Annotated in this window: 14 protein-coding genes and 1 pseudogene; 12 read left to right on the top strand and 3 right to left on the bottom strand. The window is 70.5% G+C overall.

Translation table 11 applies throughout. From position 1 onward, the window contains the following. Positions 1-57 precede the first annotated feature (57 nt). On the bottom strand, positions 58-1,218 hold the full coding sequence (gene rhaI / locus ACFY16_RS34790) for an L-rhamnose isomerase (RefSeq protein WP_390651223.1): 1,161 nt from the start codon (positions 1,216-1,218) through the stop codon (positions 58-60). Positions 1,219-1,481: 263 nt separating this feature from the next. Between rhaI and ACFY16_RS34785 the strand changes: the two genes are divergently transcribed. The 10 genes and pseudogenes from ACFY16_RS34785 (at position 1,482) to ACFY16_RS34740 (ending at position 11,730) form a co-directional block, all read left to right on the top strand. After that, the gene (locus tag ACFY16_RS34785) at positions 1,482-2,999 is read left to right on the top strand and encodes a sugar ABC transporter ATP-binding protein (protein WP_390651222.1); all 1,518 of its coding nucleotides are present in this window, start codon (positions 1,482-1,484) and stop codon (positions 2,997-2,999) included. Next, positions 2,996-4,036 (top strand): ABC transporter permease, encoded by a 1,041-nt coding sequence (locus tag ACFY16_RS34780; protein ID WP_390651221.1) that lies wholly within the window; start codon positions 2,996-2,998, stop codon positions 4,034-4,036. The genes ACFY16_RS34785 and ACFY16_RS34780 overlap by 4 nt, the downstream gene beginning before the upstream one ends. Then, positions 4,029-5,018, top strand: coding sequence for an ABC transporter permease (locus tag ACFY16_RS34775; RefSeq protein ID WP_390651220.1), 990 nt, complete (start codon positions 4,029-4,031; stop codon positions 5,016-5,018). Before ACFY16_RS34780 ends, ACFY16_RS34775 begins: the two co-directional genes overlap by 8 nt. 58 nt (positions 5,019-5,076) lie before the next feature. Further along, a complete protein-coding gene (gene rhaS / locus ACFY16_RS34770; RefSeq protein WP_390651219.1) occupies positions 5,077-6,159 on the top strand; it encodes a rhamnose ABC transporter substrate-binding protein in 1,083 nt (360 codons plus the stop codon). A 76-nt stretch (positions 6,160-6,235) separates the two neighbouring features. Beyond that, entirely contained in the window at positions 6,236-6,556 is a 321-nt protein-coding gene (locus tag ACFY16_RS34765) for an L-rhamnose mutarotase (RefSeq protein ID WP_390651218.1), read from the top strand. Between the two features lie 12 nt (positions 6,557-6,568). Next, on the top strand, positions 6,569-7,981 hold the full coding sequence (locus ACFY16_RS34760) for a BNR repeat-containing protein (protein ID WP_390651217.1): 1,413 nt from the start codon (positions 6,569-6,571) through the stop codon (positions 7,979-7,981). A gap of 79 nt (positions 7,982-8,060) precedes the next feature. Further along, positions 8,061-9,092, top strand: a complete 1,032-nt coding sequence (locus ACFY16_RS34755) for a LacI family DNA-binding transcriptional regulator (protein WP_390651216.1) — start codon at positions 8,061-8,063, stop codon at positions 9,090-9,092. Between the two features lie 97 nt (positions 9,093-9,189). After that, positions 9,190-10,491, top strand: coding sequence for an alpha/beta fold hydrolase (locus ACFY16_RS34750; RefSeq protein ID WP_390651215.1), 1,302 nt, complete (start codon positions 9,190-9,192; stop codon positions 10,489-10,491). Positions 10,492-10,545: 54 nt separating this feature from the next. After that, positions 10,546-10,704, top strand: a pseudogene (locus ACFY16_RS34745) (PIG-L family deacetylase); the annotation flags it as partial. 105 nt (positions 10,705-10,809) lie between these two features. Next, positions 10,810-11,730, top strand: a complete 921-nt coding sequence (locus tag ACFY16_RS34740) for a sigma-70 family RNA polymerase sigma factor (RefSeq protein WP_390651214.1) — start codon at positions 10,810-10,812, stop codon at positions 11,728-11,730. Positions 11,731-11,736: 6 nt separating this feature from the next. Here ACFY16_RS34740 and ACFY16_RS34735 read toward each other — a convergent pair whose 3' ends face one another. After that, complete coding sequence (locus ACFY16_RS34735; RefSeq protein ID WP_390651213.1) at positions 11,737-11,937, bottom strand: DUF5999 family protein; 201 nt, start codon at positions 11,935-11,937, stop codon at positions 11,737-11,739. Between the two features lie 295 nt (positions 11,938-12,232). Here ACFY16_RS34735 and ACFY16_RS34730 point away from each other — a divergent pair, with 295 nt between their 5' ends. Then, positions 12,233-13,063: a pentapeptide repeat-containing protein gene (locus tag ACFY16_RS34730; protein WP_390651212.1), complete on the top strand. Its 831-nt coding sequence runs from the start codon at positions 12,233-12,235 to the stop codon at positions 13,061-13,063. Here the strand turns inward: ACFY16_RS34730 and ACFY16_RS34725 are convergent. Beyond that, positions 13,025-14,566, bottom strand: a complete 1,542-nt coding sequence (locus ACFY16_RS34725; protein WP_390651211.1) for a cytochrome P450 — start codon at positions 14,564-14,566, stop codon at positions 13,025-13,027. The genes ACFY16_RS34730 and ACFY16_RS34725 overlap by 39 nt on opposite strands. Positions 14,567-14,674: 108 nt before the next feature. On the opposite strand from ACFY16_RS34725, the gene ACFY16_RS34720 reads away from it, so the two are divergent. Next, complete coding sequence (locus ACFY16_RS34720) at positions 14,675-15,289, top strand: TetR/AcrR family transcriptional regulator (RefSeq protein WP_390651210.1); 615 nt, start codon at positions 14,675-14,677, stop codon at positions 15,287-15,289. Positions 15,290-15,423 lie beyond the last annotated feature (134 nt).

Here is a 15,423-nt window from a genome sequence, read left to right as displayed (position 1 = left end):
TCCTAACTTCTTGAACGTGGGTGAGTACAGAAAGAGAGAAGAGGAGCCGGCAGGCGCTTACGCCCCCCAGCCGGCCTGCTCCCCGCCGACCCGCTCAGTGACGATCTTCTGAGCCCACCCGGACCGGGCATACGCGGCGATCGGATCCGGGTCGATCCCGATCTCTTCCCGCACCTCTCGCAGCAACGGCCGCACGTCGGTGTTGTATGCATCCATCACCACCGCGTTCGCGCCGAGCACATCGCCGGAGGCCTGCGCGACGGCCAGCGCCTCCCGGTCGACCAGCAGCGCCTTCGCGGTCGCCTCCTGCACGTTCATCACGGAGCGGATGATCGCCGGGATCTTCGCCTCGATGTTGTGGCACTGGTCGAGCATGAACGCGACGTCGGAGGTGAACCCGCCCCCGCGCACCACCTCGTACATGATCCGGAACAGCTGGAACGGATCCGCCGCGCCCACCATCAGGTCGTCGTCGGCGTAGAAGCGCGAGTTGAAGTCGAACCCGCCGAGCTTGCCCTCCCGCAGCAGCGTGGCGACGATGAACTCGATGTTGGTGCCCGGCGCGTGGTGCCCGGTGTCGACCACGACCTGCGCCTTCGGCCCCAGCTTGAGGCAGTGCGCGTAGGCCGTGCCCCAGTCCGGCACGTCGGTCGTGTAGAAGGCCGGCTCGAAGAACTTGTACTCCAGCAGCATCCGCTGCCCGTCCCCGAGTCGCTCGTACACCTCGGCGAGCCCCTCGGCCAGCCGGTCCTGCCGCTCGCGGATGTCGTCCTGACCGGGGTAGTTCGTGCCGTCCGCGAACCACAGCTTCAGGTCCTGCGAGCCGGTGGCGTCCATGATGCGGACGCACTCCAGCAGATGATCGACGGCCTTGCGCCGCACCGCCGCATCCGGGTGGCAGATGCTGCCCAGCTTGTAGTCATCGTCCTGGAAGGTGTTGGAGTTGATCGCCCCCAGCTTCACCCCCCGCTCCTCGGCATGCTTGGCCAGGGCGGCGTAGTCCTCCACCCTGTCCCACGGAATGTGCAGCGCCACGGTCGGGGCCACACCGGTGAAGGCGTGCACCTGCGCCGCGTCGTCCAGCTTCTCCCACGGATCGCGCGGCACGCCCTGCTGGGCGAACACCTTGAAACGGGTCCCCGAGTTCCCGTACGCCCACGACGGCGTCTCGACGGCCTGGGTCTTGAGCGCGGCCTTCACCGCGGCAAGGTCGGTCACTGCAGGGCTCCTGTGACGTCGGGATGGAATGACTTCTCAATGAAACGATTCAGACAGGGAAGCTATGAGGCCTCTGAACGGGTGTCAACCCCTGCGGCGGGGCCGCCTGTCCGTGACTCGGATGTGACCTTTGATTATCGAAATTTTTTCGACACAGACCCATTGACGTGACATGGCGTACCTGTCTACCGTCCCGGCAACCCAGTTGAAACCTTTCACGACGCCGTGAGGTACGCCCCGTCGGCGTTGTCGAGGAGCCCCCAATGACCCACCCGTCCGACACGGGACCGGCCCCGGTGCTGGCACTGAAGGACATCGCCAAGTCCTTCGGCGCCGTACGCGCTCTGCGGGGCGTCTCCCTGGAGCTGTTCCCCGGTGAGGTGCACGCTCTCGCCGGTGAGAACGGCGCGGGCAAGTCGACCCTCATCAAGACACTCGCCGGGGTGCACCGACCGGACGCCGGCCAGGTGCTGCTCGACGGCGGGCCCGTGGTCTTCCACGGGCCCGGCGACGCGCGTGACGCCGGCATCGCCGTGATCTACCAGGAGCCCACGCTCTTTCCCGATCTGTCGATAGCGGAGAACATTTTCATGGGCCGCCAGCCGCGGCGGGCGCTGGGCCGGATCGACCACAAGGCCACCCATGCGGCGACCGCCGCCCTGATGAAGCGCCTGGGCGTCGACCTCGACCCCGACCGCCCGGCGCGCGGCCTGTCCATCGCCGACCAGCAGATCGTGGAGATCGCCAAGGCGCTCTCCTTCGACGCCCGGGTCCTGATCATGGACGAGCCGACCGCGGCCCTCACCGGCAGCGAGGTCGCCCGTCTCTTCGGCGTCGTGCGTACCCTGCGCGAACAGGGCGCGGCGGTGCTGTTCATCTCGCACCGGCTGGAGGAGATCTTCCAGATCTGCCGGCGGGTGACCACGTTGCGCGACGGCGCCTGGATCGCCAGCGAGCCGATCGAGGGCATGACCGAGGACGATCTCGTACGGCGGATGGTCGGGCGCGATCTCGACGAGCTCTACCCCAAGCAGGACGTCGAGCCGGGCGAGGTGGCTCTCAGCGTCCGCCGGCTGACGCGCGAGGGTGTCTTCACGGATGTCTCCTTCGAGGTGCGGCGCGGCGAGATCGTCGGGCTGGCCGGGCTGGTCGGGGCCGGGCGTACGGAGGTGGCGCGGGCGGTGTTCGGCATCGACCGCTGGGACGCCGGCGAGGTCTCCGTGGACGGCCGTCCGCTGACCAGCGGCGCGCCCTCGACCGCGATGTCGGCGGGGCTGGCGCTGGTTCCGGAGGACCGGCGGGCCCAGGGCCTGGTGATGGACATGTCCATCGAGCGCAACATCGGCCTGACCGGGCTGCGGACCACGGTGAAGGCCGGTCTCGTGGACCGGGGCGCCGAGCGCAGCCGGTCGCTGGACTGGGCGGTCAGGCTCCAGGTGAAGTACGCCCGCATCGCCGACACGGTCAACACGTTGTCCGGTGGCAACCAGCAGAAGGTCGTCCTGGCCAAGTGGCTGGCCACCGGTCCGAAGGTGCTCATCGTCGACGAGCCGACCCGTGGTATCGACGTCGGTACCAAGGCCGAGGTTCACCGGCTGCTGAGCGAGCTGGCCGCCGACGGGGTGGCCGTCCTGATGATCTCTTCCGACCTGCCCGAGATCCTCGGCATGGCCGACCGCGTGCTGGTGATGCACGAGGGCCGGCTCACCGCCGAGATCCCCCGCACCGACGCCACCGAGGAAACCGTGATGGCCGCAGCCACGGGGAGGGCCGCCGCATGACGGTGATCGCGCCCAACCCCGCCCCCGCCGGCGAGGTACCCAAGTCCAGCGGCACCCGGCTGGTCGACCGCGTCTTCAAGATGCGTGAACTGGCCATCCTGGTCGTCTTCCTGGTGATGATCGCTGTCACCCAGGCGGGCAACAGCGAGTTCCTGTCCGAGCAGGGCATCAAGGACCTGCTGCTGAACGCGACGATCCTGGTGCTGGTCGCCACCGGCCAGTCGCTGGTGGTCATCACCCGCAACGTCGACCTGTCGGTCGGCTCCACCCTCGGCATCAGCGCCTTCGCCGCCGGTATCTATCTCCAGGGCGGCGGAAACCCGGTCGTGGCGGTCGTCCTGGCGGTTCTGCTCGGCATCGGCTTCGGCCTGCTGAACGGGCTGCTGGTCAGCCTCGGGCAGGTGCCGGCCCTGGTGGTCACCCTCGGCACGCTGTACATCATCCGCGGCATCGACTCCATCTGGGTCGGCTCCCGCCAGATCACCGCGGCCGACCTGCCCGGCTCCTTCGTCGACTTCGGCTCCGGCGGCATCTCCGCCGTGCCCTATCTCGCGCTGATCGCCCTCGCCGTCCTCGTGGGCACGGCGTACTACCTCAAGCACTTCGGCAGCGGACGCGAGCTGTATGCCCTCGGCTCCAACCCGGAGGCCGCCCGCCTCGCCGGCATCCCGGTCCGTAAGCGGATCCTGGCCGCGTACACCTTCTGCGGTGGCCTCGCGGGCCTTGCGGGGGCGATGTATCTGGCGCGGTTCGGCAACGTCGACTCGGGCACCGGCAACGGCTACGAACTCACCGTCGTCAGCGCGGTCGTGGTCGGCGGCGTGGTCTTCACCGGCGGCTCCGGCAGCGTCTACGGCGCCGCGCTCGGCGCGCTGCTGCTGACCTCCATCAACAGCGTGCTGCCCGCCCTCGGCGTCAGCTCCGTCTGGGTGCTCGCCATCAACGGCATCCTGCTCCTCCTCGCCATCGCGGTCGACCGGATCGTCGCGCTGCGCGTGGCCCTGGCCCTGAAGAAGAGGAACGCCCGTCATGCCTGAGTCCTTGACGCGCGCCGTCCGCTGGGACACGGTCGTCGGCGCCCTGCTCATCGTTGTCCTGCTGTTCTCCTTCGGCTTCGTCGACGGCTTCGGCAACGCGCTGAACCTGTCGTTCCTGATCGGCAACACCCTGCCGATCGCGCTGATCGCGCTGCCCATGACCCTGCTCGTCGTCGCCGGCGAGATCGACCTGTCGGTGGCGTCCACGGCCGGGCTGTCCGGCTCGGTGATGGGTGCCCTGTGGAACCAGGGCATGGCCATCGAGACGATCATCCCGCTGTGCCTGCTGCTCGGCGTGGTCTGCGGACTGATCAACGGCCTCCTCGTGACCCGGCTCGGGCTGCCCTCTCTCGCCGTCACCATCGGCACGCTCGCCGCCTACCGGGGCATCGCACAGATCGTGCTCGGCTCCGACGCGGTCACCGACTTCCCCACCCAGTACCTGGACTTCGCGGCCGGACGCCTGGGGGACACCTTCCTCCCGCAGGCCTTCCTGCCCTTCCTCGTCCTGCTGGCGATCGCCGTCGTGGCACTGCACGCCACCCCGTTCGGACGCTCGCTGTTCGCCATCGGCGCCAGCGAGGAGGCCGCCCGGTTCGCCGGCATCCGCGTCAAGCGCGAGAAGCTGGTCCTGTTCACGGTGACCGGCCTGATGGCCTCCCTCACCGGCATCTTCTGGGCCCTGCACTACGCCAGCGCCCGCTACGACAACGCCACCGGACTCGAACTGTCCGTCGTCGCCGCGGTGTTGCTCGGCGGCATCGACTTCGACGGCGGCAAGGGCACCCTCGGCGGCGCCATCGCCGGCGTCTTCCTGCTCGGCGCCCTGCAGAACGTCATGAGCCTGCTGAACGTTTCCGCCCAGTCCCAGATCGTCGTCACCGGCGTCCTGCTCGTCGTCTCCGTGCTCGGCCCCCGGGTCGCGCGCCAGATCTCCGACGCCAGGGCCGGACGCAGAGCCGCCTCGACTCCGACGTCGTAACTCTCACCCGCGTCCGCCCCGTCATCCGCTCCGCTCACCCTCGTAAAGGACTGTCGCCATGCGCAAGTCGTCGATCCGCCGTACCTGTGCGGCCCTCGCCGCCGTCACCTCCCTCGCTCTGGCCGCCACCGCCTGCGGCGGCACCACCAAGAACGACGTCAGCAGTGACAGCGGCTCGGCCGCCACGGGCGGTACGGCCGATCCGAACGCGGCCACCAAGAAGGGCCTGACGGTCGGCTTCCTGCCCAAGCAGGTCAACAACCCCTACTTCACCTCCGCCGACAAGGGCGGCGAGGCGGCTCTGAAGGAGCTGGGCTCCAGCTACAAGGAGGTCGGCCCGTCCAGCGCCACCGACACCTCCGGCCAGGTCTCCTACGTCAACACCCTCACGCAGCAGCAGGTCGACGCGATCGCCGTCTCCGCGCAGGACCCCGGCGCCCTGTGCACCGCGCTCAAGCAGGCCATGAGCAACAAGATCAAGGTCGTCACCTACGACTCCGACACCAAGACCGACTGCCGCAACGCATTCGTCTCCCAGGCGAGCGCCGAGGACCTGGGCCGCACCGAGGTGCAGCTGCTCGCCGAACAGCTCGACTACAAGGGCGAGATCGCGATCCTCTCCGCCGCGCAGACCGCGACGAACCAGAACACCTGGATCGACTACATGAAGGAGGAGCTGAAGGACCCGAAGTACAAGGACATGAAGCTGGTCAAGGTCGCCTACGGCAACGACGACGCCCAGCAGTCCTTCCAGCAGACCCAGGGCCTCCTCCAGCAGTACCCGAACCTGAAGGGGATCATCTCCCCGACCACCGTCGGCATCAAGGCCGCCGCCCAGTACCTCTCCGGCTCCAAGTACAAGGGCAAGGTCAAGCTGACGGGCCTCGGCACCCCCAACGACATGCGCACCTACGTCAAGAACGGCACCGTCGAGGGCTTCGAGCTGTGGGACCCGGCCAAGCTGGGCGAGCTCGCCGCGCGCACCGCCGTCGCCCTGTCCTCCGGGCAGATCACCGGCAAGGAGGGCGAGACCTTCAAGGCCGGCGACATGGGCTCGTACACCATCGGCAAGGACGGCGTGATCAGCCTCGGCAAGCCGACCGTGTTCGACGCGAAGAACATCGACCAGTTCGACTTCTGATCCCCCGAACCCCTGATCCCGACGCCCCTGACCCCGAACTCCTGATCCCGAATCCCCTGACACCGGAGGGCTGTCGATGCAGCGCGTGTGCTTCCTGCTGAAGGTCCGGGCGGACCGCCTCGACGAGTACCGCGAGCGGCACGCCGCCGTGTGGCCGGAGATGCTCGAGGCGCTCTCCGCCACCGGCTGGCACAACTACTCGCTCTTCCTGCGTGACGACGGCCTGCTCGTCGGCTACCTGGAGACCGAGGACTTCGCCGCCGCCCAGGCCGGCATGGAGGCCACCGACGTCAACGCCCGTTGGCAGGCGGAGATGGCGCCGTTCTTCGAGTCGCTGGACGGCGCCAGACCCGACGAGGCGATGAAACCCCTGACGGAAGTCTTCCATCTCTCCTGATCCGGAGCCCCCATGAGAAGACGCACGGTTCCGGCGACCGCCCTGGCCGCCGCCGTGGCCGCCCCGGGCACGGCACGGGCGGCCACGCCCGGTCCCTCGGTCACCGAGAAGAGCACGACCCGACTCGACGCCCAGGCGGTCTTCTTCGTCTCCTACGACGGCCTGGTCAACAACAACGCGTTCCAGAAGAACGGCCTGCTCACCTACAAGGGCTACCAGTACGCGGCCTGGTACGCCTCGACCCGCAACGCGGTCGTCGCGCGCCGGGCCCTCGGCGCCACCAACTGGTCCACGGTCACCCTCTCCCACCAGCTCAAGAGCGACGACTCGCACAACGTCATCTCCATGGGCGTCTCCAAGGTGGACGGCCGGCTGCACCTCGACATGGACTCGCACAGCGACGGCTTCTTCTACGTGAAGTCGGCCGCGGGCCTCCTCGACAACCCGGCGTCCACGCCCTGGACCGCCTCGGCCTTCGGCGCCGTACAGACGACCCTCGACGGGCTGACGCTCACCTCGCAGTTCACCTACCCGCAGTTCGTCGCCACCCCCGAGGGCAAGCTCCAACTGAGCTACCGCGTCGGCATCTCCGGCAACGGCCGCAACGCCCTCGCGGAGTACGACGGCTCGACCTGGACGGCGCTGGGGGAGTGGACCAGCTCCACCGGCACCTACACCAGCGAGCACGGCTCCAGCACGGCCCGCAACATGTACCTCCACGGCATCGACTACGACGTCAACGGCCGACTGCACGCCTTCTTCACCTGGCGCGAGCAGAACGGCGCCGTGATGTGCAGCAGCGGCGGCATCACCAACCACGACACCGGATACGTGTACTCCACCGACCGGGGGCGCACCTGGCGCACCGACGCGGGCACCGTCGTCGCCACCACCGGCGGCTCGGACAAGGTCACGGTCACCGACAGCGGCCTGGTGGTCGACCCGCTCGACCCCGACCACTCCCTGATGAACCAGGAGAGCCAGTCCACCGACTCCGCCGGCCTCCCGCACGCGATCATCAGCTACGTCCCCGGCCGCTTCGGCCAGTGCACCACGAACTACGTCACCGACCGCACCGCCAACGGCCGCGCCTTCCACCTCCGCAAGAACTCCTCGGGCACCTGGCAGAAGACGGAGATCCCCGTCGTACTGAACTCCAGCCAGCGCACCAAACTGGTCCTGGACAAGTACGACAACGCCTACGCGGTCCTCCCCTACGGCCGGATCGCCGGCGCCTCGAAGGCGTCCGGGTACACCGACTGGGCGCTGCTGTACGACGGCAGCGGTCTGAACGCCTTCGGCGAGGTCGTCATCGACGAGTCGCGCGTCAAGGAGGACAACGTCCTGTCGTTCATGTACCAGGAGAAGTCGACCGGTACGACCCCCTCGGCGCTCCACGTCGTCGACTTCGCGCTGCCGGCCTGACCGGACACGTCCGCCCCGGTCATGACGGTAATGTGAAGGCCTTCCCGCCGCCCCTCGTTCCCCTGGAGGTCCCCGCCAGATGGCCCATACGGTGGGTATCAAGGACGTCGCCCGCGCCGCCGGAGTCTCCGTCGGCACGGTCTCGAACGTCATCAACCGTCCGGAGACGGTCGCCGGCGAGACCCGGGCACGCGTGCTGTCCGCGATCGACCGGCTCGGCTACGTCCGCAGCGAGTCCGCCCGCCAGTTGCGCGCGGGGCGCAGCCGGATCATGGGGCTGCTCGTCCTCGACATGGGCAACCCCTTCTTCGTGGACGTCGCGCGCGGTGCCGAGCGGGCCGCCCGCGACGCGGGGCTCGGCGTGATGGTCTGCAACAGCGCGCAGAACCCGAGCGAGGAGGCCGAGTACCTTTCGCTCTTCGCCGAGCAGCGCGTGCGGGGCGTGCTGCTCACCCCGGCCGACGCCACCGGACGCAACATCGAGACCTTCCGCCGGCACAACATCCCCTTCGTCCTGGTCGACCGGGTGGCGGAGGGCACCACCGAGTGCTCGGTCTCCGTCGACGACGTGGCGGGCGGCGCGCTGGCCGTACGCCATCTCGTCGACGCCGGGCACCGCTCCATCGCCTACGTCAGCGGCCCGCCCGGCCTGAACCAGGTGCGCGACCGCCGCACCGGCGCCCTGAACGCCCTCACCGAGGCGGGCCTCAGCTCGGAGTGCCTGCGCGAGCTGCCCACCGAGCGGCTCGACGTCGCCGCCGGGCGGGACGCGGGCGCCCGCCTCCTCGGCCTCGCCGACCGGCCGACCGCCGTGTTCTGCGCCAACGACCTGCTCGCCCTCGGTGTCCTCCAGGCCATGTACGCGGCAGGCGTCGGCGTCCCCGACGACCTCGCCATCGTCGGCTACGACGACATCGAGTTCGCGGCCGCCGCGGCCGTCCCGCTCACCTCCGTACGGCAGCCCGCCGTCACCCTGGGCGCGCTCGCGGCCGAGCTGCTCCTCGAGGAGACGGAGACGGAGACGGAGGGCGGATGCAAGGCCCACGAGCACCGGCGCGTGGTGCTCCAGCCCGAGCTGGTCGTGCGCAGCTCAAGCCTGCCCGGGCGCTGAGCCGCCGTTCAGTAGCTGTTGATGATCCCCGGTCGGGTCAGGCAGCCGCGGGTGTGCTGAACTGGGACGGCACAGTCCGTCCGTAGGGGGAGCCCAGTTGACCGTCAGCTACCGCCAGCCCGGTGTCGTCCTCACCGACCGCCAGTTCACCGTGCCCCTCGACCACGACGACCCGGCCGGAGAAACCATCCGGCTCTACGGCCGTGAGGTCGTCGCGAGCGACAAGGCTCGCCAGGACCTGCCGTGGCTGGTCTACCTCCAGGGCGGCCCCGGCTTCGGCGCCAACCGCTTCGTCGGCAGGCAGGCCTGGCTCGGCCGTGCCCTGAAGGAGTACCGCGTCCTCCTCCTGGACCAGCGCGGCACCGGCCACTCCACGCCCGCCAACCGCCAGACGCTCCCGCTGCGCGGCGGGCCCGCAGAGCAGGCCGACTACCTCGCCCGCTTCCGCGCCGACTCGATCGTCCGGGACTGCGAGGCGATCCGCCCACAGGTCACCGGCGGCGACCCCTGGACCGTCCTCGGCCAGAGCTTCGGCGGCTTCTGCACGGTGACGTATCTGTCCACGGCCCCCGAAGGCCTCGCGGCAGCCGTGCTGACCGGCGGCCTGCCCTCCCTCAACGCCCATGCCGACGACGTCTACCGGGCCGCCTACCCGCGCATCGAGCGCAAGGTCACCGCGCACTACACCCGCTACCCGCAGGACGTCGAACGCGCCCGCCGCATCGCCGACCACCTCCTCCAGCACGAGGTGGTCCTCCCGGGCGGCTACCGGCTCACCGTCGAGGCCTTCCAGTCCCTGGGCATCCTCCTCGGCGGCAGCGAGGGCAGCCACCGCCTGCACTTCCTCCTGGAACAGGCCTTCGTCCGCACCCCGCGGGGCCTGGAGCTGTCCGACGCCTTCCAGGAGGAGGTCCAGGGCCTGCTCTCGTACGCCGGTCACCCCCTGTACGCCCTGGTCCACGAGGCGATCTACGGCCAGGACGGCCGCCCCACCGCCTGGTCGGCCGAACGCGTCCGCGGCGAGTTTCCGCAGTTCGACGCGGCGAAGACGCTCACGGGCGACGGGCCGCTGCTGTTCACCGGCGAGTCCGTCCACCCCTGGATGTTCGACTGCGACCCGGCACTGCGTCCCCTGCGAGAGACCGCCGAACTGCTCGCCGCCCGCACCGACTGGCAGCCCCTGTACGACCCGGCGCGCCTGGCCGCCAACGAGGTGCCGGTCGCGGCGGCCGTCTACCACGACGACATGTACGTCGACACGGCCCACTCCCTCGAGACCGCCCGCTCCGTCCGGGGCCTGCGCACCTGGGTCACCGACGAGTTCGAGCACGACGGCGTCCGGGCCGGCGGCCCCCGGGTACTGGACCGGCTGCTGGCTCTGACGCGCGACGAGGTCTGATGTCGGAGGTGCCAGCTAGTCTGCGGGCATGACCGAGCCGACGAGCTCCTGCCGATGCCCGACGACCGGCGGCGCGCCCTGGCCGTCGTGGCGCACCCGGACGACCTGGAGTACGGCTGCTCGGCCGTCGTCGCCTGGACCGACGCGGGCCGCGAGGTCGCCCATGTCCTGGCGATCCGAGGCGAGGCGGGCATGACACCCTGGAGCCCGAGTTGTACGCACGGGGCTTCCTGACCGGCGTGTCGAAGTCCATGGGGGAGCGCTTCGGCGGCAACGCCGGCCGTGGCGTTCGAACTGTTCAGCAGATAGGGGGACGCGATGAACGACACGGAACTGCTGGCGGACCGGTTCGAGGAGCAGCGCGGGCACCTGAAGGCCGTGGCCTACAGGATGCTCGGCTCACTCGCCGAGGCCGAGGACGCCGTGCAGGAGACCTGGCTGAAGCTGGGCCGCACCGACGCGAGCGGCATCCGCAACCTCGGCGGCTGGCTGACCACCGTGATCGGCCGGGTCTGCCTGGACATGCTGCGCTCGCGCACCGCGCGCCGCGAGCAGCCGATGGAGACCGGCGCGGGCGGGTTCGACGCCCTCGACACCTTTGTGCCCGACCCCGTGATCAGTCCCCTGGCACAGATCGACCCGGAGGCGGAGGTGCTCCAGGCCGACTCGGTGGGCCTCGCGCTCCTCGTGGTGCTGGAGACCCTGGAACCCGCCGAGCGGCTCGCGTTCGTACTGCACGACATGTTCGCGGTGCCGTTCGACGACATCGCGCTGATCGTGGAACGCAGCCCGGCCGCGACCCGGCAACTGGCCAGCCGCGCCCGGCGCCGGGTGAAGGGCGCCACGCCGTCCACCGAGCCCGATCTCGGACGGCAGCGCGAGGTCCTGGAGGCCTTCCTCGCTGCCTCGCGCGGCGGGGACTTCGAAGGGCTGCTCGCCCTCCTGCACCCGGACGTGGTGCTGCGCGCGGACTCGGGTGCGCTGGTGCGCGGCGCGGCCGCGTCCAAGGTGGTCCACGGGGCGAAGCCGGTGGCCGAACAGGCGGCGATGTTCGGGCAGTTCGCGGGCTTCGCCCGGCTCGTGCTGGTCAACGGCTCGGTGGGGGTCGTCACGGTGCCGCAGGGCGCGCCGCTGGCGGTCATGGCCGTGACCGTCTCCGACGGCCTGATCACCGGCATGTACATCCTGTCCGACCCGGAGCGGCTCGACCGCCTCGGCCTCGACGACCTGGCGGACTGACCGGCCTCAGGCGGCCACGGCGAGTGGGCCGAGGGTGCGGTGCGGGCCCACGACCCTTCCGTCGGGCAGGAGTTCACCGGTGTCGTCGAAGACGATGGTGCCGTTGCACAGCAGGCTCCAGCCCTGCTCGGGGTGGGCCGACACGATCACGGCGGCGTGGTGGTGCGGGCTGTCCGCGGTGGGACACGGGGTCTGGTGACTGCACATGACGTCTCTCCTCGATCCGTCGGCCCCTGCCGCGGCCGGCTCCTGTCTCCTTGGTAGCCGAGCTTGTTTTCCGTTGGATGAGGAGACACCCACAGAGCCGGAAACTCATCGGTGAGTTTTCCCGTCCCGGTGAGGGCGCGGCCGGTCGAGTGCCGTGACGCGTCGTGCGGGACCTCCAGGGCGGCGGTCCTAGGGTCCCTCGGACGCGGGGTGCGGGAGACGGCACCGATCGTTTCGTCCATGGTCTGGGGGCGGGTCGCCGCGTCGGTGGACCGGGCGTCATAGTCTGGGCGTCATGCCAGATCAGAAAGCCGACCGGGCCGACCTGCGCGGGGACTGCGAGCAGTGCTTCGGGCTGTGCTGTGTCGCCCTGCCCTTCGCGGCCTCGGCCGACTTCGCCATCGACAAGGACGCGGGGAAGCCCTGCCCGAACCTCCAGGGCGACCACCGCTGCGGCATCCACGCGCGGCTGCGCCAGAAGGGCTTCAACGGCTGCACGGTCTACGACTGCTTCGGTGCGGGACAGAAGGTCTCGCAGATCACCTTCGCCGGACAGGACTGGCGCGACGGGCCGCCGCAGCACGCCCGCCGTATGCTCGACGTCTTCCCGGTCGTCCGGCAGCTGCACGAGTTGCTCTGGTACCTGACCGAGGCGCTCACCCTGCCCGCGGCCCGCCCCCTCCACGCGGATCTGCGCCGGACCCTCGCCGAGACGGAACAACTCACCCGGCAGACCCCCGGGGAACTGGCCGCGCTGGACGTGGGCGCCCACCGGCAGGAGGTCAATGTGCTCCTCCTCAAGACCAGTGAACTGGTCCGGGCGGGCACGCGCGGCCGCAAGAAGGACCGGCGGGGCGCGGATCTGATGGGCGCCCGCCTCAAGGGCGCGGACCTGCGCGGCGCGAATCTGCGCGGCGCCTATCTGATCGCCGCCGACCTCACCGGCGCCGACCTGCGGGGTGCGGACCTCATCGGCGCGGACCTGCGCGACGCCGACCTCTCGGACGCCGATCTGACCGGCGCGTTCTTCCTGACCCAGCCGCAGCTCAACGCGGCCCGCGGCAGCGCCGGCACCCGGCTGCCGGACTCAGTCGCCCGCCCCGTGCACTGGACAGCGCGGCTCTGACGGAGCCTCTTCCGTAAGCGAATCGGCCTTCGCCGGGGCGGTGGTGCGCCGCTCCAGGTGCAGCCGCAGCCCCTCCGGCATCAGCGTCAGCCGTTCGGCCACCCGCAGCCGGTAGTCCGGGTCGGGCCGCAGCTCGTAGCGGCGCAGCAGCAGCCCGAGCACGAGCGTGGCCTCGTGCAGCGCGAACTGGCGCCCGATGCAGGCCCGCGCCCCGGTTCCGAACGGCTTGAAGGAGTGCGGGGCACGGGCGCGTACGGCCTTGGCGTCGAAGCGGTCGGGGTCGAACCGCTCGGCGTCCGGGCCCCACACCTCGGGATCACGGTGCAGCATCGCCGTCAGCACCAGCGCCCACGCGCCCCGCCGGACGGGGTGCTCCCCGGCGAGCACCGTGTCCCGCCGGGCCTCCCGGGCGAAGGCGGGCGCCGTCGGCCACAGCCGCAGCGCCTCGTCGAGCACCCGGCGTACGTATCGAAGCCTGGCCACCTGCTCGTACCCGGGCACCGCCGTGTCGCCCCACACGCGGTCCACCTCGGCGCGGGCGCGGGCCGCGACGTCGGGGTGCCGGGAGAGGTAGTGCAGGGCGAAGGAGAGCGCCCCCGAGGTCGTCTCGTGGCCCGCGACGAGGAACGTGATGACCTGGCGGCGCACGTTCTCCGGCGACAGCCGCTCCCCGGTCTCCGGGTGGGCGGTCTGGAGCATCCGGTCAAGCAGGTCCCCGTTCCCGTCCCCGCTCGCCGAGCGCCGGGCCCGTACGAGGTCGTCGACCGTGCGGTTGAGGTAGGCGATGTCGGCGGCGTTGCGTCGGCCCGCCCGCCGCAGCAGCAGCGATGTGAGCGGCGCGGGCACCGTGTTGAGTCGCTGTGCGTAGCTGAGCGTGCCCACCATGGCGGTGACGAAGGGATGCGGCCGGGAGCGTTCGAAGGAGCCGAAGTCGTGCCCGAAACCGGTGCGCGCGATCGTCTCCAGGGTCAGCCGGGTCATGTCGCCGGGCACGTCCACCGCCCGTCCCGCCACCAGCGCGCGGTCCCAGTGGTCGGTGAGCCGCCCGGCCACGTCGAGCATCATCGGGTGGTAGGCCGCCATCGCCTCCCGGCTGAAGCCCGGGGCCAGGACGTCGTGCGCCCGCTGCCAGTTGGGCTCGTGGTTGTACGCGGTGAACAGGGCGTCCCCGACAACCGGCCGCAGATTGGCCACCCCCAGCCCGACATGCTTGGCGAAGCGGGCCTCGTCCGCCATGTCGGCCGCGAGCTCGGCCCCCCACACGAACACGAACTCCCTGTCGAACGCCCGGCGCCGGAAGATCGGCCCCAGCTGCCGGGCGAACCGCATCGAGTCCTGGAGGGGAGTGCGCCGGCTCGCGCCGAGGATGTCGCCGACCAGGGGCAGCCGGTGCGGTGGATGCGGGATGCGGTGCAGCTCGGGCCAGCCCTGCTCGGCGCTGCGGAACCCTTTCGGCAGGTCGTTGCCCGCCGACGGCGCCGTCATCTCCGTCATCTCCGCCATGGCGCGATCTCCCTTGATCCAGCGGCACGTCGAGCGTGTTGTACGTGGGTTCAATAGCGGCGTCCAGTCTGGTCCCGCAATTGAACAGACGTCAAGTAAAGTGCCGCCATGGCCGCGAACGAGGGGCAGCGCACCCGGCGCCGACTCAGCACCGGGGAGCGCCGGGAGCAGCTCCTGTCCGTCGGGGCGCGACTGTTCTCGGAGAGCCCGTACGACGAGGTCTGGATCGAGCAGGTCGCCGAGATAGCGGGCGTCTCCCGAGGCCTGCTCTACCACTACTTCCCGACCAAGCGGGACTTCTTCGCGGCGGTCGTGGAGCGCGAGAGCGAGCGGATGTTGCGCATGACGTCCGCCGTGCCCGGCGTCCCGGCGCGCGAGCAGCTCGCCGCGGGGCTCGACGCCTACCTGGAGTATGTCGAGACCCATGCGCACGGCTACCGCGCCTTCCACCGCGCGGACGCGGCCGGCGACCAGAGCGTGCGCCGGGTCTACCAGCGCGCGCTGGCGGCGCAGGAGAAGCAGATCCTGGCCGCCCTCGGCGCCGACCCCGAGTTCGGCCCGCTCTTCGAGGAGCGCCCCGACGTACGGCTGGCGGTACGCGGCTGGCTGGCGTTCACCACGGCCGTCTGTCTGGAATGGCTGCGGGGGGACGAGTTGTCGCGGGAGCAGGTTCGGGACCTGTGCGCGCGGGCACTGTTGGGGGTCATCGCGCCCCCGGCCTGATCGCCGGTGGGGGCAATGGCGCATGACGACTCCCCGCTCACTCACGCCCGCGGAAGACATCCACGTCTTCCTCGCCTTCACCTTCACCCCGAGGGGGGCGGCTGATGCCCGAGGCCGACGGGTGCGGCCCCCAC

The organism is Streptomyces sp. NPDC001315 (assembly GCF_042896175.1).
In the GTDB taxonomy this organism is placed as follows: Bacteria; Actinomycetota; Actinomycetes; order Streptomycetales; family Streptomycetaceae; genus Streptomyces.
Note: the sequence above shows the minus strand (reverse complement) of the source record. Positions and strands in the feature narration are given on the sequence as shown.